An 18,387-nucleotide genomic window follows, 5' to 3' on the forward strand; every position below is an offset into this window, starting at 1 on the left:
AAAAAATGCGATCCGTCGTCGATTGTGGTGCGGTGCACGGCCTTTCCTTTCCGTCGAATTCAGAATGGTTCGGGTACGGGAGATCACTCGAACCGATGTGTTTCCGACGCCTGACCGCATGGAACGCGTTCGGGTTGAATCGTCGAGTGGTGTATATCAAAGCGCTCCGCGAGGACGCGGGCCCCCTCAGCCACGAGACTGTCGAAGTCACTGATCGCGCTGACTAGATGAACGCTCAAGCTCACCTTGCCGCTGGAGATAGCCCAGACGTGCAATTCGTGAATGGAGTCGACCCCGGGCAATTCGCGCAACGCCTTCCCGATCTCGTCAATATCGACATCGTCCGGCACACCCTCGAGAAGAATATTCATGCTGTCTCGCAGCAGCAGCCAAGTTCGCGGCAACACCCAGAATCCAATCGCGACGGCGATAACCGAATCGACCCACGTCCAGTCGGTGAACCAGATCACGACAGCCCCCACAATCACTCCCATCGACCCGAGCATGTCGCTCCAGACTTCCAGGTAGGCGCCCTTGACATTGAGGCTTCGATCTTTGCCCGACGAGAGCAATCTCATGCTCACGAGGTTTACTACGAGACCCAGTGCCGCAATGATCAGCATCGGGATGGAGTCGACCGTTTGTGGCGCACGCATCCGTTGCCAAGCTTCATAGAGGATGTAGATGGCAACGCCGAAGAGCAGGAGGGCATTGAACGTCGCCGCCAGGATCTCGAACCGGTAGTAGCCGAAGGTCCGCTTGGTATCTACTGCGCGCTTACCGATCTGGATCGCTGCGAGCGAAATAGCGAGCGCCACCGTGTCGGTGAACATATGCGCCGCGTCGGAGATTAGCGCGAGGCTTCCGGTGACGAGTCCTCCGATCACCTCCGCGACCATGAACGTCGTCGTAAGAGCGAGGGCAATCCACAGGGATCGCTCGTGACCAGGGCCCGATACGGCTTGTACATGCGAGTGAGAGTTTCCGGATGCCATGATCGCTTTCAAAGATTGGGGCTGGGAAGCCGGCCAGGGCCACTCGTGCTTCCGGTCTTGATCGCATCGGCCGTTGGCCTTGATCGAACTTCCAAGGGGGTTCCGCAACGAATCACATTGGTGAAGACGACATCGCCTAAGGTGACGGGGAGGCCGTCGCTCACCACGACAACATGTGAGTGTTTGGACCCGCCGGAGCGGTACGACAAGCGAGCGAAGCGCGACGTCGCAAGTTGTTGTGGGCTTGCCGTCTGTCGGCAATCGGTTCGGCCGCCTCCTCGCAGTTGACGCGCGGAGGCCACCTCGGTCACCTCTGCGGTGCGCCAGCCTTCGCGGAACGCACCGGCGTCCTCCATGAGGTTCGCGCAGCCGCCCAAGCTTGCGGCGCAACCCGTGCCGAACACAGCCATCACGAGCAGTCGCCTTGCCCGCAAGGCGACTGCTCGATCACCACCCCTCTCGAGACAACGGGCGTACGGATCGGAGCTGTTCACAACGACACCGTCAAACGATGGCTTGCGCGTACCCGACATCCATGACGTATATCCATCCCGCACCCGCTTGGCCAGTATGGGCAGCGGCTGCGATGATCTTCACGAACTCATCGACATCTTCATCATTGCAATGGAGTTCGAGCTTGTACTCGTTCACCACTTCGTCGCCAAGTTCAATGGAGTAGCGACGCTCAGCCTCGTGAAGCGGCGTCAACGATCCCTTCACGACGTACAGGGTAAGGTTGTGCAGGCGACCACGTGCGTCGTCTCCCCAGGCGCTTGCCCCCTTCAATGCTGCAATCACAGCCGCGACCCTGTTGCTGTGGACATAAGCCTTGATCTCTTTCACGGTGTGTCTCCTTCTAAGGTTTCTTGAGTCTTCGCCTTGCGCCTCTCGGCTCGCTGCTCCGCCCACTCGTACATCAGTGGCAGGATCAGCAATGTCAACGCGGTCGAGGTGAAGAGGCCACCCACCACCACCGTGGCAAGGGGGCGTTGCGTCTCCGCACCGACGCCGGTCGACAGCAGCATCGGAATGAGGCCAAGGATTGCGACGGACGCGGTCATCAACACAGGGCGCAGCCGCAGCGCGGCCCCCTGTTGAACTGCCTCCCGGATCGGCAGGCCTTGTCTCCTCAGATCGTTCAGGAACGTCACCATCACGATGCCGTTCAGCATGGCAACACCGAAGACGGCGATGAAGCCGATGGCCGAGGGGACCGACAGGTATTGCCCGCTGATAAACAAGCCGACGATACCGCCGATGATTGCGAACGGCACGTTGGCGATGATGAGCGTCGCATGCCGCACAGAGTTGAAGGCGGTGTACAGAAGGATAAAGATCAGACCGATGGTCAACGGAACGATCACCCCGAGCCTGGCCATCGCTCGCTGCTGATTCTCGAAGGAGCCGCCCCATTCGATCCAGTAGCCGGTTGGCAACTCGACTTGCGCCTTCAGTTGCGTATCTGCTTCCTTCACGAAGCTGTCGACATCGCGGCCCTTGACGTCCATCTGGAGCACTGAATAGCGCTGCAGAGATTCACGCCGAATGAAGGAGTACCCCTCGTCGAGCTCGATCGATGCGACCTGCGAGAAAGGCACCAGCGCCCCGCCACCCGTGCGGATTGGAATGCTGGCGATGGCCGCTGGGCTCACCCTGAACTCGTCGGAGAGGCGAACCGCGATTTCAAAACGCTTGGTGCCATCGATCAATGTGGAGACCGCACTGCCACCGATGCCGGATTGCACGACCTCCAGGATCTCATCCGCGTTGATGCCATAGCGCGCCGCGGCGTCCCGGTTGACCTTGATGATGAGTTGCGGCTTTCCCTTGTTGGCTTCGGCCGACAGGTCCGCAACACCCGGAATCTTCCCGAGCACGCCTTGAATCTTGCTGGTGAGTCTGTCGAGTGTTGCCAGATCCTCTCCGTACAACTTGAGCGCAAGCGTGGCCCGCACCCCGGAGATCAGCTCCTCGACGCGGGACTGAATCGGCTGGGTCGCGCCGAACACAACGGTGGGCACCACTTTTTCGAGCGCCTCCTGCATGTCCGAGGCGAGCTTTCCGTAAGAAATTTTCTCCGGCCACTCCCCGGGCGGCTTGGTGTCCAGATTCAGCTCCATGTAGTTCACGTCCGTGGTCTCGCCGCCCTCGGCGCGGCCGATGGTCGCGAGCACAGATCGGATCTGCGGGAATTGCTTGTGCAGTGCCGCGCTCACCTCGTTGGACACGCGGATGGACTCGTCGAGCGACGTGGAAGGAATACCCGTCACACGAAACTGAATCGTTCCTTCCTGCAGCTGAGGCATGAACTCCTTGCCCAGAAATGGGAACAGCGCTAGCGAGGCGAGCAGCAAGACGATCGCCGAGCCGACGACCAAGCGCTTGCGCTCAAGCGCCCAGTCCAACAGCGGAAGGTAGATCCGCTTGGCGCGACGGACGAGGAAGGTGTCCTTCTCCTCTTTGGGCTTCAGGATCAACGCGGCGAGCACCGGGACCAACGTCAGCGAAAGCAGGAGCGAGCCCGCCATGGCGAACGTGATGGTGTACGCCATCGGCTTGAAGAGCTTTCCCTCGAGCCCAGTGAGTGAGAACAAGGGCAGGAAAACCACGATGATGATCAGGATGGCGAATGCGATCGGGTTGACCACCTCTCGTGCCGCTTCCAGGATGAGGTGGGTCTTCTGAATCGGCCTGCCGGATTCCTTCGCATGCGCCAGAAGTCGGAATGCGTTCTCGACCATCACGACAGCGCCGTCCACCATCATCCCTGTGCCGATCGCCAAGCCGGCAAGGGACATCAGGTTGGCCGAGACGCCAAACTGCTGCATCAGGATGAATGCGATCAACATCGCCATTGGCAGCGTGATCACCACCACGATCGCCGAACGAAACTCGCCGAGAAAAAGGAAGAGGATCACGGCGACAAGGATCGCGCCTTCGACCAACGAACTCTCTGCGGTGTTCAGGGCTTTCTTGACCAACTCGGTGCGATCGTACACAGGCTGCAGCGTCACGCCCTTCGGCAGCGCTGCCTGTGCCACGGCCAGCTTGGCCTTGACGGCATCCACTACGTTCTTCGCGTTTTCGTTGATCCGGGCCAAGGCGATGCCCAAGACAGCTTCCTTTCCGTCTCGTGTCACTGCGCCGAATCTGGGTGCGGGAGCCTCCTTGACCTGCGCAACGTTTCGCACATACACAGGCGCGCCGTTGCGCTCGGCGATGACAATCTGCTCGATGTCCTTTGTAGTTCCCACCAACCCGAGACCACGCACCAGGAACTGCTCCGCGCCGAGGCTGATCGATTGGCCTCCAACCTGCTTGTTGTTGGCTGTGAGTCGCTCCATCACCTCCTTGAAACTCACGCTGTACTGGATGAGCTTTCGCGGATCGATCTGAACCTGGAACTGCTTCTGTTCCCCGCCCCACGAGACGATGTCGTCAACGCCAGGGGCCGTACGAAGGATCAGTCGCACGGTCCAGTCATGGAGCGTACGAAGGTCCATGGTGCTCATCTTCTTGTCTTCGGATTCGACGGTGTACCAAAAAACCTGGCCGAGACCCGAGCTGTTCGGACCCAGCACCGGTTCGCCATAGCCTTGAGGCAGGCGCCCTTTTGCTTCCTGCAGTTTCTCGCCCACCAAGCGGCGAGCGAAATAGATGTCAACATCGTCCTTGAAGTAGACGCCGACGTAGGACAAGCCAAAGAGCGAGACCGAGCGCACTTCTTCGACGCCCGGCAAGCCAGCCATGGCGCCTTCGATCGGTGTCGTGAGCAGCTTTTCAACGTCCTCCGCGGCCAAGCCCGGAGACTCCGTATAGATGTTGACTTGAACCGGGGTGACGTCGGGGAAGGCATCGACAGGGACGTTGCGAAACGCCTGGACACCGAGTCCGACCAAGACGGCAAAGATGACCAGGACGAGGACCTTGTATCGAAGCGACGCGTCTACGAGTGCGTTGAGCATGTTTTACTTTCGATTCCTCAATGTGCGTCGCCGATTTGCGACTTCAGCACGCGTGCCTTGAGGGCATAGGTTCCCGCACTCACCACCTGTTCGCCGGCCTTTACGCCTGACTTCACCACCGTCCGGGTACCGAGCCTGTCGCCGGGATCGATGGCGCGTTGTTCGTAAGCACCGTTTTCAAAGACGAAAACGTTGGGCTGGCCCTGCATGAGAACGATGGCCTGGTCCGGCACCGTCAGCACGTCAGTCTTCGGTGCCGACTGCGGCGAGGGGCTTTCTATGGTGGCGGTCGCGAACATCTCAGGCTTGAGGCGACCCTCACCGTTCTTTACCTCGATGCGCGCCGGAATCGAACGCGTCTCTTTGTCGAGGATGCTTGCAACGTAGGTCACTCGTCCTTCGAAGCGCTCGTCCGGATAGGCACCGACGGTGACGGTTGCTTTCGCACCGACGCGGACTTTCGCCAACTGGGCCTCGGCCAGGTTTGCCTCGATCCATAGCGTCGACAGGTCCGCGACGACGAACAAGGCATCGCTGGGTCCGGCCAGGCCGCCCACAACGGCCTTTTTTTCGATGATCGTGCCGGCCAGCGGCGAAGTCAGAGGGAAGACGGAGGCCACGCCTGCGCTCTGGCCCGATGGGACGCCGAGCAGCCGAAGGTGGTCCTCTGCGGCGCGGAGCGTAGCGCTTGCCTTTTCATGCTCCGCCTTGGCCCGCAGGTAATCCTTCTGCGGAATGATCTCTTCTGCCTGCAAGGCAGTTGCGCGCTTGTAGTCCGCGTCAGCCACTCGCTTAGCAGACCGTGCTTGGCTCAACGCCGACGAAGCCTCGCCAACGGCCAAACTGTCCAGGGTCGCGAGCGACTGTCCGGTTCGAACATTATCGCCAAGGCTTGCTGCAACAGTGGCAACGCGGCCTTCGACGCGAGGCGCAATCCTGGCAATGCGATCCTGGTTCGCACGAATCGTCGCTGTCACCGTGACGGTGTCAGCGAGGGCTTGCGCCTTGAGTTCTTCCAGGACAATGCCAGCGCGATCCGCTTCCTCCTTCGAGAGCTTGAGGCCTTCTTTCTCGGTAGCCTTCTCTTCGGCAGCGGGCTTCTCGGCCGAACCGTTGCTGCCTCCGCAACCGGAAAGTGCAATCACTGCAAAGGCCGCGCAGATCGCTGCGGCAAGCTTGGTCAGAGCGGAACGTTCGGTACTGCGCTGACCGACCAGGGTTGGGCTGAATTTCATGGTGTGACTCCTTCAGGAGGCCAGCCAGCGGCCAGCTCCAGTGCAAGACGGGTGGATTGATAGTCGATGAGCGCGTCGATCAGATCGCGGCGTGCGTCGAGGGCTTGCCTGTTCACCACGATCAACTCGAGAAGACCGATCTGGCCGGCGCGCTGGGACTTGACCGAGAGCTGCTGGTTATCGAGCAGCGCCGGAAGCACACGCTCCTGAAGCCTGGTGACACGATCCCTCAGGCTCCCCAGCTTGGCCCAGAGTGCCTGCACCTGCGCTTGCGCGTCTCGAACCCCCGCACTGCGCGAGATCTCGGCTTGGGTGAGCGCGCTGCTTGCCTGTCCGATGCCGGCGGCATTGCGTTTGAACAATGGCAGCGGCACGGAGACCGAAACGGTTGTGAGACGTTCGCGTGCACCGGATGCACCTTCACGTCCCACACCGACGCCGACAGTGAGATCGGGATAGCGGCTGGCGCTCTCCAACTTCAGCTTGGCCCGTGCCGACTCCTCGCGTGCACGCAGCGCCTGGAGGCGCGGCTGGCTATCGACCTGAGACAGCAGGGACTCGAGGCTGTAAGCCGCGCTTGCCGTGGGGCGAAGCTCGCCGCTCGCCTGTGGAAGACTTTCCGCGCGGAGTTGCAGCTTCGCAGCCAGTTCGGCGCGAGCGTCGAGCAGTTGTTCCTTCGCGACGGCCAACTGGTTGCGGGCGCGCTCGGCCTCGACCGTGGCCACATTGGAATCCAGCTTGGTGTCTTCACCGGCGATGCGTCGCTTTTGCACAGCTGCCGCAGTGCTCTCGAAGAGGCCCAGCGCCTGCTCTTCGAGCTCGGTGCGTTGCTGCAAGGCGAGGACGCGGTAGTACAGCTGCGCCACCTCGACGCGAACCTGTCTGCGTGTCTCGGCGATCTCTTCCTCCAGGGCCGTCAGCGCCGCATCGGCAGCTTCGCGGCGAAAGCCTCGCTGGCCTGCGATCTCGAACGTCTGTTGAACGCTGCTCGACCACTCGCGACGCCGTTCAGACGACGCCCCCTCCTGGGGGACAGTCCGGCGGATGCCATCGAAAGAAACGACTGGATTGTTATAGAGGAACGCGTTGGCGTCGGTGCGCGAACCTTCCGCCGAAGCGAGTTCGGCTCGCTTGGCTCTCAAAGCCGGATTGGATTCTTCAGCCAGACGCCAGACTTCCGTCAGGCTCAATCCCTGTAGTACCGGCCGGGGTTGTGCTGGTCGCGCAGTTTGGGCGGTGGATGTCGCGACTTGCGCGAGGCTGGGCCATACGGCCAAAGCCAATGCACTGGCAATGACCAGCGTCTTGATTCGCATCGAATTCTCCTAGCGTTGAAAAACAACCAAAGGCGAGATTCGGCGAGCTGTCGTCGCGTGAAAAGGAAAAGAAGGAACGAGCTCGCCGATCAGAGGGCGAGCGTTCGTGCTGGGCGTTCAAGCCCTATGGGGATTGGGGAACGATAGGTAGGAAGGCTGAGCGCCGGGGGCCATCCTCCGACAGGGGCCAGAAAATGAAGAGACAGAACCGGAGCGATATAGGCAACGCTGGCATGACAACCGATGCAGTCGTCGCTGTCGGCGATCGTCTTCTGCTTCAGGTCTTTGCTTTTTTCACCTGAAGATGAGTTGGCCTGGTGCTCATGGTGCCCAAAATGCGCGGCACCAGTGCCGGCCTCATGCCTGCAGTAACCCGTGGCCGCACCCCAAGCGAACTGCAACGGCAGGATCGCGAGAAGCAGGGTTAGGAGGAACGTACGCATGGTCGCAAGTGTATCGAGGGCGCTAGATTTATCGATGAGCTTGGGCGTGAAATTGCGGCAAAGGCTCTGGAGATATCGTTGGATCGCAGCTTACGCCGCCGCCTGGCCGCACTTTGCGCAAAAGCGCGCACCTGGCACCAAGGCGGTGGCGCAGCCAGAGCAAACCCGTGCTGCAACGGGGGCTGCGCCGCATTGTGCGCAGAAATTCGCGCCAGGAAGGAACGGTGCCCCGCACGAACGGCAGGGCTGGCCACCGCGCGCATCGGCATCTCCGTAGGGATAGCCGCTCTCCCGACCACCGTGATGTCCCGAACGGTTCGACTGGCCATGCCCACGTCGGGCATGACCACCGTTTGCCATGTTTCGAAAGATGTCGCTGAAGAAGCTCATGATGATTCCTTGGAGGGCGGGAGCGCCCATTGCTGTGGAATGAAGTGATTGGAAACCATGAAGTCACTTCAAGGTCAAGCGCGGCGATGCATTTCCACATGCCGGAGATGCCCGCGCGATCGCCAACACGTCCAGATCCGCTCGGTACGCCGCTGTGGCGACGCCGAAAAACCCAAGCAATGTTGAAAACAGGTTGTCGTGGGAATATTTCTGCCCGGCAACCGAAGCAAGGCACGAGATCGGCAATTTCAGGCGATCCTGTGTCTGAACCGGTAGCCAGGCGAGCATGGGAACATGCGTTTGCTCACTGGGTGCAAGCATCGGCGGAAGCCCGTGCAGATAGATGTTTCGCTCGCCGAGGCTTTCACCATGGTCCGAGATGTAGAGGACCGCGATGTCCATCGCGGGCGCGCGAGCGCGCGCTGCCTCCACGATCCGAGCGATGTTCTGGCTGGTGTACTCGATCGTGTTGTCATAGGTGTTGACGAGCGCTTGCCGGTCGCAAGACTGGATCCGATTCGTATCGCACGTCGGCTGGAATTTGCCAGGTGCTGGATACCGCCGGTAGTAGGCTGGCCCGTGACTGCCCATCTGGTGCAGAACAATGGCCGTGTCCTGTTTCACCTCTTTCAGGCGCTCCTCCAGCGACCGGGCAAGGATTTCGTCCTGGCACGCGTCCTCCCCGCAAAGGCCGTCGATGCCTGACGTCGGCATCTGCAGGGTTGGCACTCGCGCGCAGACCCCCTTGCAACCGGAGTTGTTGTCGAGCCATTGCACCGAAATACCTGTCCGCAGCAGGACGTCGAGGGCGTTCTCGCGCTCACGCGCCTTCCGCACGGAGAATTCCTCGGCACCCAGCCCGGAGAACATGCAAGGCAACGATGTCGCGGTGTCGGTGCCACACGAGACGACATTCTGAAAGTACAGGATGTCGCGGTTGGCGAGGGCCGCATTCGTCTCGCGCATATAGCCGCCCAGGGAGAAGTTCGCCGCTCGTGCGGTCTCGCCCACAATCAGGACAAGCACCAGCGGGCGCGAGAGGGAGGGGGTACGACGTGCATCCGGTGCGATTGGAAGAATCGCGCCGGATGTCACGTCTTCGCCTTTGAGGTAGCCGTAAACCGCATTGATGTAGTTGGTCGGCACGAGTTGGAAGCGGAGTTCACGGTGGTTGCGGAACGTGGATGCCAGGGTTCCATACGAAGTGGCAAGCAAGGCGCCGGCGACGCCGGCCGCCACCACACCCAGCAGCGCCGTGTGGATCGTCGATCGCTTCCATTCGGCCCGGCGAATGCCGACGAACCACAGCAATGCCGCGGGCAAGATGCCCCGCCAGAACACATCAACGAACGCGGGGAACGACAGCAACTCGCGGACCTCGCGCGTGTCCGTTTCGATCATGTTCCGAACCAGTCCTTTGTCGAAGAGCACGCCCCAGGCATCGAGGTAGTGCGATACGCTGGCAGAGGTGACTAACAGTGTGCACAACAAGAGAATACCGGCCTTGCCAACGACGAAGGGTCGCAGGACTGCGGCGAAAAGCAGCACAAGAAAGATCCCAAGCCCGACCGTCGAAGCCGCGGTGGTGGCGCTCAAGCCGTCCTGTGCCAACGCGAACGTCCTCCAGAAGCTGAGGTTGTCTACACCAACAATCCAACTTGCAGTGCCTACGCTTGCCCAGGTTGCGGAGAGTGGCACGTTCGTTACCCGCAAGGAGGTAAGTGGTGCGTTGGCGCTGGGAGGCTGTCGAGGGGGGGGGGGGGCATGGTCGAAATCATTCACGCGGATCGAAGGCGGCGGCTGCCAATCGCGTCAGTCGTGGCGGGCGATTCTAGAAATCACATCTAACAAGCGCCGAACTGCAACATTACAGGCGCGTAATACGTGTAGAAGCACGAGGGCTGGGTGGCATGGAATCATTGGCCCAACTGAGGAGTTAAAGAAAGTAAGTCAATTTTTCTTTTTAGCTCTTCGCTTGCGAGTGTCAAATGAATGAATCCGTCATTGAGGATGCACGACGAGAACTGGCGAGGGTGTTTGGCGCAAGGGAGTTTGTTTTTCGTCAAAAGTAAAATCGACTGCTGCGAATTTTATTTTTCTCTGTATTCGAGGAGGCCTTGCTTTAAGCTGAATTGGCGTTGAATTTTGATTGCGCGTACGCTGCTTGAATTGAATTGAATTGAATTGAATTGAATTGAATTGAATTGAATTGAATTGAATTGAATTGAATTGAATTGAATTGAATTGAAGTGATTGATGGGCTTTTGATTAAAAAAGAAGACGAGGTGATTGTGCTTTGGGGTAGTTAATTGGAGGTTCGGCTTCAAATTGCGTTCAATATTTTTGAGTATGGTTTGCGTGCTTCGCGAAATCTGTGAGTTATCTCATAATCTGGCGGAGCGTTTTCAATTTTCCATTTGTTGTTTTTTGCGAGCCGGTGTGGTTTGAAATGATGCCTTTCCCAGGTCGAGTTGCTTCTTGTGGCCCTTCAAAATTAAATTCCTGCAGGCATTGGTCTAATTTGAAAAAATAAATCGCCATCGACCTGATAATTTTTTTGCTGGAGGCAAAAATTCCTTGCTCCTGAGATTTTTAAAGCTAAAGGCGTGGACTTGGAGCTGGTGGCAGATTCGACTTGAGAATGTGAGAGAAGGCGCGAACGGCTGGGGCTTTCACCCGTTTGCTTGGATAAGAAATATGTATCTCTAATTGAGGTAGCATGATGTCTGGAAGCACTCGTATCAAGAGATTTTCTTGCATCAATGGTTCGCAGATGTATGCGGGAAAGCAGCCGATGCCCAAGCCCTGCAAAACAAAGGATTGAAAAATCTCCACATCATTCGTGGTGGCTCGAGCATGCAAACGCTTGGAAATTACACTTCCAGTGGCCGACAAAGGGTTTGAATTTATTCCGCCAGAATTGTTGAAAATAAAATCATGTCGATCTAAGTCTGTGGCAAAAAAGGGGCGCCCTCTTCTTTCAATGTACTCTGGTGAAGCGCATAGCCAGTGGCCCATGCTTGTTAAATGGGATGAACCAAGATGACTGCGCGAAGTGATCGCGATGTCGGTAGTCTCCGCCTTCAAGGCCGAATCATCCGAGGTAATGTTCAATTGCAGCTGCACACCAGTGCAGCTATTTAAGAATTGAAATCCTATGTGATTTCGCATGGCGGCGGTAAGAAATAATTCCGTTGAAACACATACCGTCAAAGGTCCCTGAGGTTTCAACGAAAGCGATCCTACATAGCCAAGTGTGTCATCGATGCGCTGAAGCATTTCAGCCCCTCGTTCTTTAACCACAGCACCAGCTTTGCTAAGTCGCACCTTGCGGGTTGTGCGTAGAAGCAGTGGTGTATTTAGAATTTTTTCCAATCTGGCAATGCTTCTGCTCACACTCGATTTGTGAATATTAAGCTCCTCTGCGGCAGCGGAAAAGCTGCCAAGGATTGCCACATATGTGAAAATTCTCAAATCATTCAAATCAATTGAATTCGCATCAATTTTGCCATTTTCGTCTAAAGAGAAATTTTCCATGCAAATAGCTTCAATTTGAAGTGTGTGCAGACGCTGGGAGGTCTGGAGGCATGCGTCAACCAAGTTAGAGACAGAAGTATTTCGCCATATAAAAAAGCCACCTAGCCTAAGCTGGGTGGCTTTCAGTCTTTCGATCCGAAGCTGGCTTACGCCAGCATCAAATTAGAAAGCGTGACGGATACCGAAGTCGTAGCCGGTCGAGCTCTTCGGGGTGAAGCCAGCGCCGGAGAAGAAAGCCGGGCCGCCGACGGTCAGAGCTGCACCGTTCTTGTTGCTCACGCGAGCAACGGTGGCGTACAGAGCCGTGCGCTTCGACAGGTTGTGCACATAGCCGATAGCCAGCTTGTTAGCCTTCGGGTCAGCGATACGCGGCTGGAACAGCACTGCGGGCTGGTTCAGGTCGTACTTGACCGACGAGTAAGCAGCGCGGATCAGGCCGGCGCCGACGGGCACGGTCACACCCAGCAGGTAACCAGTCAGATCGGTGTCAGCAGCGGCGTTAGCAAACGGGGTGACTTCGTAGTCGACCTTGTTCTTGACGCGCGACACTTCACCGAACAGCTTCGCAGGACCGAAGTCGTACGAAGCGCCCAGGTTCAGCGTGTTGACCTTGTTGGTCACGCCAGCGTAAAACTGGTCACCCGAGGTGCTGCTGCCATAAGCCAGCGCAACGTCCAGAGGACCGTTGGCGTAGCCGAAGCGACCGCCGACGTAACGGCCGGTACGCGAGTTGTTCGCGACGTTGGGCGTAGCGGTACCAGGGCTGTACTTCGTCTTCTCGCTGAAGCCGTATTGGACTTGGCCGTAGAAGCCACCCAGGTTCGGGGGCAGGAAGTAGCCGATGGTGTTGCTGGCGCGAACGTAGTTCGGGTTGCCACCAAAGCCACCCGCACCGCCGGCGGTGTTGAAACCGCTGGCCGTCGAGATCAGGTTGGTGCCCACGCCAACAGTGCCGAACGGATCGAACACGGTGTCGTTCCAGAACGTCGGGGTGTAGTCGCGACCCAGGCGGACTTCACCAAAACCACCCGACAGGCTCACGGTCGAGCGACGAGCAAACGTCGACACGCCGGTTGCGCCGTCGTCATTGGTGATCGGGGCTTCGAGCCAGAAGCTGGCAGCCAGGCCACCGCCGAGATCTTCCGTACCACGGAAGCCCAGACGGCTGGAGTTGTAGGCGCCGTTGGCCAGTTGACGGCTGCTGACCTTGACGCTGCCCTTGTTCAGGTAGAACGGGTTCAGGAAGGTGGCGTTGTTCAGGTCACGCGAGGTGGACGAGTAGCCGCTGATCGACGCGTCGACCACACCAAACAGCGTGACGGACGACTGAGCCGAGGCAACACCGGCAACAGCCAGGGCAGCCAGAGCAACTAGAGATTTTTTCATTGCAAGTTTCTCCAAGGTTAAACATAGGGCTCCGGTGCGAAGGGCTCACCGTGACTGGCACTTTGTGCTCCCACCGGACCCCGGGCCAACCTCCTTTTGGGAAGTTGATGCTATTGCACCAGAGCCGCTGCAACAGGGCAAAACAAATCGCCCTAAATCTTGGAGGCTCTGCATTTTTGTTGTGCATTCGCGACATGCTCGCAAAAGTGGAGCAGCGCCTCGCCTGGGGGGCTCTGGTACTGTCTCGCGAGGATCTGTAGCGTATCGCGCCGTTTTGGCCAGGGCCTATCCGACTTGACTAGCACTTGGGCGAGCGCCCCGTATGGTCGGTCGTGGAGCCCGGCCGGCAATGGGCCGAGCCCGGCCTTGGCGGTTCTGGCTCCTGGGCTCCTGGTTTCCGCTGCGCGATTGCCCGATTCGCCTCGATCGCATACGGCCTTTGGATGCGCCGTACAGCTTGGACAGCCGTCCTGTCTGCTGTAAGTAAATGGTGTCCCGCACTTGACGGTTGTGAGTGACGGCAGCCGATGAGGTGGCGCAGTTACTTGGGTGTCAGTGGTTCGGCGGGAGATCTCTGCGAGGTCGGCAGACTGCTGGGCAACGCTGTCGGGTGGCCTAGCACTTTTGCAGCGACCGCCTTGAAGCTCTCGTGGCTGTTGCAGGTCGCCAACTTGACTCTGCGCGGCTCGCGGTAGCTCAAGCTGTGCCGGAACTCGGTCCAAAGGGCGAGGCCTTTGAGGCCTGACCGTCAGGCCGAGCCCCTGGCGGTTCTCGCCAGCGCTCACCCTAACGGTCACTATCAACGGCACGCATCGCGATGCGTGCTAGCCACTTGCGTCTTCATTATGCAGATCGCGCCAAGCCGCTGGCGGGTAGTCGGCATTGATCTGGCGCCCCAGAAAGGCGTGAACGCGCTCGTTCAGTTCGCTGCATGACTGGGCGGATTTTGTTCTTCGTGGCGCAGCCGATGCAGGGCGTATTGAGCAACTCGTCAGATGGGTGGACAAGGGGGCGCAGCAAGTGAAGGAAGAGCTTTACAACTCTTCCTGAGACATCAGCCGATGAAGGCGTACTCTAAAATCAGTTGTTTAACCATCTTGATTCAGGAGGAGAGGGGGGCTGAGCATGCGTTACCAACGTTCGGCTGGCCCAGCCTGCGCATGGATTGAAGTTTGGCGGCCTACAGTTTTCAAAATCCAACCCGACAAAGAATCAGATGCAACCTATTGGAGATTCACTTCTGGCTGCTCGAAAACTGAGTTTTCAGATGTCTCTTTGGCGGTGAAATGCATCTGTTGAAACCTCTGCGGGCTTCACGGCGAGTGCCTCTGTGACAGTATTTACACGTCGGGCATGAAGGAGGACTTGGTATAAAGGAGGATATAAACTTACAATATCTAAGCATGTCACATGCGAGCGGTACTCAGATGGACCCTGCTTTGCCTTTGTTTTCTCGGCGACTCAAGGTAGCACGGTTGCGTAGCGATTTCTCGCAGGAGCGATTGGGTGTGGCGGCCGGCATGGACGCGTTCTCCGCTAGTGCAAGAATTAACCAATACGAACGTGGAAGGCACATGCCGGATGTGCTGATGTCCAGGCGCTTGGCGCAGGTGCTGGGTGTGCCGCTGTCGTATTTTTGGGCCGCTGACGATGACGAGGCGGAGCTTTTGCGACTTTTCCACGCTCTCGGGGGGGACGGGCGTAAGCGGGTTTTGTGTTTGCTCCAGGAACTGACTGTCTCAAGGTAGAAGGCACTCTCGCATCCCGTAGGGTGCGGTGCTCGGCCAAGCCTGCATTTGACGCGCTACTGTCGTGGCATGAGATCAATGCGTGACGCCCCCTTGCCTTAATTAAACAGGCCAATTCATAACTATAGCCTGACCATGAACGGCAACGAATCCGATTCGTAACCTGGATTGTGGAGCGAGCCCTGTTCGTGCCTCACGGGCAGGCACGTAGTGTGCCTTCCGCGTCGGGAGGCTGCCATACGGGTAGTTTGGCGTGATCAAGTCAATTTCGCCGAACAAGGGCGGCGGTTGCATTTATCGCATGAGGATCTGCGGTCGCGAAACGCTATGCAGAGGAGAATTCGTAGATTACCGAAATGTAATCGTCCCCTCTCATCGCGAAGTTACGATCAAGAAATGCACCTACTAGTAATCGAAGACGAAGCGAAGTTGGGGGACTACCTGCGCAAGGGCCTGGTGGAAAGCGGCTTCAACGTCGATCTCTCTCGCGATGGTTCCGAGGGGCTGGGCATGGCGCTGACGGGCAACTACGATGCGATCGTCCTGGATGTGATGCTGCCAGGCATCGACGGCTTCAAGATCCTCGAAGCGATCCGCAAGTCTTCTTCCATTCCCGTGTTGATGCTGACCGCACGGGACGATGTGGCCGATCGCGTCAAGGGTTTGGAAAGTGGTGCAGATGACTACCTCGCAAAGCCCTTCGCCTTTTCCGAATTGCAGGCGCGCATCCGGGCCCTTTTGCGTCGCGGAACACTGCAGGAAACAACGCGCTACGCCCTGGCGGACCTTCAATTGGATCTCACCACACGCAAGGCGACACGGGGTTCGAAACGCCTGGAGCTGACGGCAAAGGAATTTGCCCTGCTCTCGCTTCTGCTGCGCCGCCAAGGACAGATTCTTCCCCGAGCCATATTGGCTGACCAAGTCTGGGGAATGAATTTCGACAGCGATACCAACGTGGTCGAGGTGGCGGTGAGGCGGCTCCGAATGAAGATCGACGATCCTTTCGAAGTGAAGCTGCTTCACACGGTTCGAGGGATGGGATACGTCCTCGAGCTGCGAGAATCGGAATCGGCGTGAAGGACAATTCCATCCAGACAACGCTGTCTCGCTGGTTCGCGATACAGACTTTGATTGGCTTGAGCTTCGTGTGCGTGGCTGTGTATGCGGCAACACGATGGAGCTTTCAGCTCAAGCAATCGGAAGAGTTCGCGAGGTATATCGAACTCGTTCAGCATGTGGTCGAAGAGACCAGCAATCCTCCCGATCTTGACGCCTTGCGGCACAAGCTCGGCGACTACTTCCTGTCGCACCCGGATGCAGCTGCAGAAGTCTGGGTCGGAGAGGACCGGGCGTATCTGTCGCCAGGTCCAGCCGCCAAAGGCAACTGGGTCACGCAGAGCCGCATGCTCAAAGGACTCGCGATCGAGGGCAAGTCGGTCAAGTTGCAACTGACACTCGATGTCTCCAAGGATGACTTGTTGCTACGCCGGCTCGCATGGACTCTCTTTCTGGCAACCACACTGGGGTCTTTGCTGGTGGCATTCACGGGATCCTTGGTAGTTCGCCGCGGACTGAAGCAGCTCAAGCTTCTCGCGGCCAAAACCGCCGAAGCAGGACCGGAGAACGCTGGCATCCGTATCGACGCTACGAAGTACGCAAGTGAACTGCAGCCATGGGTGGGCCAGTTCAATGCCTTGCTCGAGCGCGTTGAAGGTGCATACGAGCAGCTCGAGTCATTCAACGCGGATGTCGCGCATGAACTCAGAACGCCTTTGGCGAACATGATCGCACAGGCAGAAGTCGAATTGAGCCAGGCGCGATCCGTCGCCGCGCTTCAGGATGCGTTGAGCTCCCAATTGGAAGAAGCGCACCGCCTCTCAGGCATCGTGACGGACATGCTCTTCCTGTCCAAGGCGGATCGTGGTGCGCGTGCACGGCGAACCGGACCTGTAAGCATTGCCGAACAGGTTGCCGCAGTTGCCGAGTTCCATGAGGCCGAGCTAGAGGCCGCTCAGCTTTCTTTGAAGATCGATGGTGACGCAAATCTCCTTGTGGACGTTGGCCTGCTACGGCGCGCCGTCTCGAATCTGGTCAGTAACGCGATCCGATACGCCGCGCCGCAGAGCCTTATCCGCGTGGCGATCGAGCAAGAGGGGAAAGCGGTCAAGCTTTTTGTTGATAACCGCGGAGAGCCGATCGACCCATCTGCGCTGCCGCATCTGTTTGAGCGCTTCTACCGGGCGGATCGCTCGCGCTCAGGGTCCTCCAGCCACCATGGACTGGGTCTGACGATTGTGTCGGCCATTGCTCGCATGCACGGTGGTTCAACGTTCGCTTCTTCGGGCGGGGGAGTGACACGCATCGGGCTTGTGCTGTCCCAGCCCGAATCGAGCGGTGACTGAGTCGGTGGCGGATGTCTACTTGCGGGCATTTGCTCGGCCGGTGGATCCGCCCCGACTTCCAAGTCGAACGTATAGCCATCAGGAGACCCGCGATGCGTGCGATCTAGCACGCCCACACTTCTATTGCGTGGTTAGCGCCGACGTGGGTAAGCGTCCGGCGATCTCGTCTTGACTGAGCCCCTGTGGAGGGCCTCAGTACACCGTGGTTCATCTCGATGCGTGCGGCCTACGACGCGAACGCCGATCCATGAACGGTACGGCCGATCGGCGGGCTACGACGGCTGCCGGACCGTGCGAGACCCCAAGCGGGGCACAACCTTGACATAGACCAGCTCGCTGACCAGCTCCACCAATGTCTGCGTCACGATCACGGCCGGCACCCAAGGGACTGCGCCGGGGATTGCCAAGCCCAGTGGTAAGACCACCAAGGAATTGCGTGTGGCCGCGCTGAACGCGACCGCTCGGCCTTGGTCGGAAGGTAGGCGACAGAGGCATGCCGCACACCACCCCAGCATCGGGGCAATGATGGCGAAGCCCACATAGATTGGGGCCACCTCTCGCACAGCATCAAGCGCCAGCCCCAACTGCGGCGCGACCGCTGCGACCACCACGAACAGGACGGCGGCTGTAGCCGGTACGGGTAGCAAGCCCAACCGTTCCACCGCCCGCTCACCGGCGGCCGAGCGGGCCGCCCAAGCTTGGCAGACGGCTGCAAGTGACAGCGGCACGACGATCAGCCATACAAAGGCGTGCAAGAACGGACCCCAGTGGACCAGTGCTGCGGCCGCATCACCCATGAACACGCCCAAGTAGACGGGCAGCAGCACCATTTGCAAGGCCAGCAGCAAGGGAGTGGATGCCAGCAGCGGCTTGGCGTCGGCTTTGCCAAGGTGGGCGAAGGTCACAACGTAATCGATGCACGGCGTCAGCAACACCAGCAGTCCATCGCAGCCTGGAGGCCGCGCCA

General features: G+C 58.7%; 13 protein-coding genes and 1 pseudogene. 3 read left to right on the plus strand and 11 right to left on the minus strand.

Going from position 1 to position 18,387, the window contains the following annotated elements; translation table 11 throughout:
* Positions 1 to 83: 83 nt before the first annotated feature.
* The 10 genes from CY658_RS01055 to CY658_RS01100 all read right to left on the minus strand — a co-directional run bounded on the left by CY658_RS01055 (position 84) and on the right by CY658_RS01100 (position 13,267).
* Positions 84 to 995 carry a cation diffusion facilitator family transporter gene (locus CY658_RS01055; protein ID WP_101490162.1) on the minus strand — a complete coding sequence of 304 codons (912 nt, stop codon included), beginning with the start codon at positions 993 to 995 and terminating at the stop codon, positions 84 to 86.
* A gap of 504 nt (positions 996 to 1,499) precedes the next feature.
* On the minus strand, positions 1,500 to 1,838 hold the full coding sequence (locus CY658_RS01060; protein ID WP_101488474.1) for a P-II family nitrogen regulator: 339 nt from the start codon (positions 1,836 to 1,838) through the stop codon (positions 1,500 to 1,502).
* Positions 1,835 to 4,960, minus strand: coding sequence for an efflux RND transporter permease subunit (locus tag CY658_RS01065; protein ID WP_101488475.1), 3,126 nt, complete (start codon positions 4,958 to 4,960; stop codon positions 1,835 to 1,837). The genes CY658_RS01060 and CY658_RS01065 overlap by 4 nt, the downstream gene beginning before the upstream one ends.
* Positions 4,961 to 4,977: 17 nt before the next feature.
* Positions 4,978 to 6,195 carry an efflux RND transporter periplasmic adaptor subunit gene (locus CY658_RS01070; protein ID WP_101488476.1) on the minus strand — a complete coding sequence of 406 codons (1,218 nt, stop codon included), beginning with the start codon at positions 6,193 to 6,195 and terminating at the stop codon, positions 4,978 to 4,980.
* Positions 6,192 to 7,511 (minus strand): TolC family protein, encoded by a 1,320-nt coding sequence (locus CY658_RS01075; RefSeq protein WP_101488477.1) that lies wholly within the window; start codon positions 7,509 to 7,511, stop codon positions 6,192 to 6,194. The genes CY658_RS01070 and CY658_RS01075 overlap by 4 nt, the downstream gene beginning before the upstream one ends.
* Before the next feature lie 89 nt (positions 7,512 to 7,600).
* On the minus strand, positions 7,601 to 7,954 hold the full coding sequence (locus CY658_RS32315; protein WP_143713514.1) for a hypothetical protein: 354 nt from the start codon (positions 7,952 to 7,954) through the stop codon (positions 7,601 to 7,603).
* A gap of 90 nt (positions 7,955 to 8,044) precedes the next feature.
* Positions 8,045 to 8,374 (minus strand): zinc ribbon domain-containing protein, encoded by a 330-nt coding sequence (locus tag CY658_RS01080; RefSeq protein WP_101488478.1) that lies wholly within the window; start codon positions 8,372 to 8,374, stop codon positions 8,045 to 8,047.
* Positions 8,375 to 8,407: 33 nt separating this feature from the next.
* Positions 8,408 to 10,126: a phosphoethanolamine transferase gene (locus tag CY658_RS01085; protein ID WP_308217176.1), complete on the minus strand. Its 1,719-nt coding sequence runs from the start codon at positions 10,124 to 10,126 to the stop codon at positions 8,408 to 8,410.
* Positions 10,127 to 10,942: 816 nt separating this feature from the next.
* Positions 10,943 to 11,881: a LysR family transcriptional regulator gene (locus tag CY658_RS01095; RefSeq protein ID WP_101488481.1), complete on the minus strand. Its 939-nt coding sequence runs from the start codon at positions 11,879 to 11,881 to the stop codon at positions 10,943 to 10,945.
* Between the two features lie 162 nt (positions 11,882 to 12,043).
* Entirely contained in the window at positions 12,044 to 13,267 is a 1,224-nt protein-coding gene (locus tag CY658_RS01100; protein ID WP_101488482.1) for a porin, read from the minus strand.
* 1,427 nt (positions 13,268 to 14,694) lie between these two features.
* Here CY658_RS01100 and CY658_RS01105 point away from each other — a divergent pair.
* The 3 genes from CY658_RS01105 (at position 14,695) to CY658_RS01115 (ending at position 17,420) form a co-directional block, all read left to right on the plus strand.
* Entirely contained in the window at positions 14,695 to 15,015 is a 321-nt protein-coding gene (locus CY658_RS01105) for a helix-turn-helix domain-containing protein (protein WP_257884607.1), read from the plus strand.
* Positions 15,016 to 15,411: 396 nt separating this feature from the next.
* Positions 15,412 to 16,095: a heavy metal response regulator transcription factor gene (locus CY658_RS01110; protein WP_101488484.1), complete on the plus strand. Its 684-nt coding sequence runs from the start codon at positions 15,412 to 15,414 to the stop codon at positions 16,093 to 16,095.
* The gene (locus CY658_RS01115; protein WP_257884608.1) at positions 16,092 to 17,420 is read left to right on the plus strand and encodes a heavy metal sensor histidine kinase; all 1,329 of its coding nucleotides are present in this window, start codon (positions 16,092 to 16,094) and stop codon (positions 17,418 to 17,420) included. Before CY658_RS01110 ends, CY658_RS01115 begins: the two co-directional genes overlap by 4 nt.
* A gap of 272 nt (positions 17,421 to 17,692) precedes the next feature.
* Here CY658_RS01115 and CY658_RS01120 read toward each other — a convergent pair.
* Positions 17,693 to 18,361 (minus strand): annotated as a pseudogene (locus CY658_RS01120) (arsenic resistance protein); the annotation flags it as partial.
* Positions 18,362 to 18,387 lie beyond the last annotated feature (26 nt).

It is taken from the genome of Variovorax sp. RO1 (assembly GCF_002849325.1).
Classification (GTDB): Bacteria; Pseudomonadota; Gammaproteobacteria; order Burkholderiales; family Burkholderiaceae_C; genus Variovorax.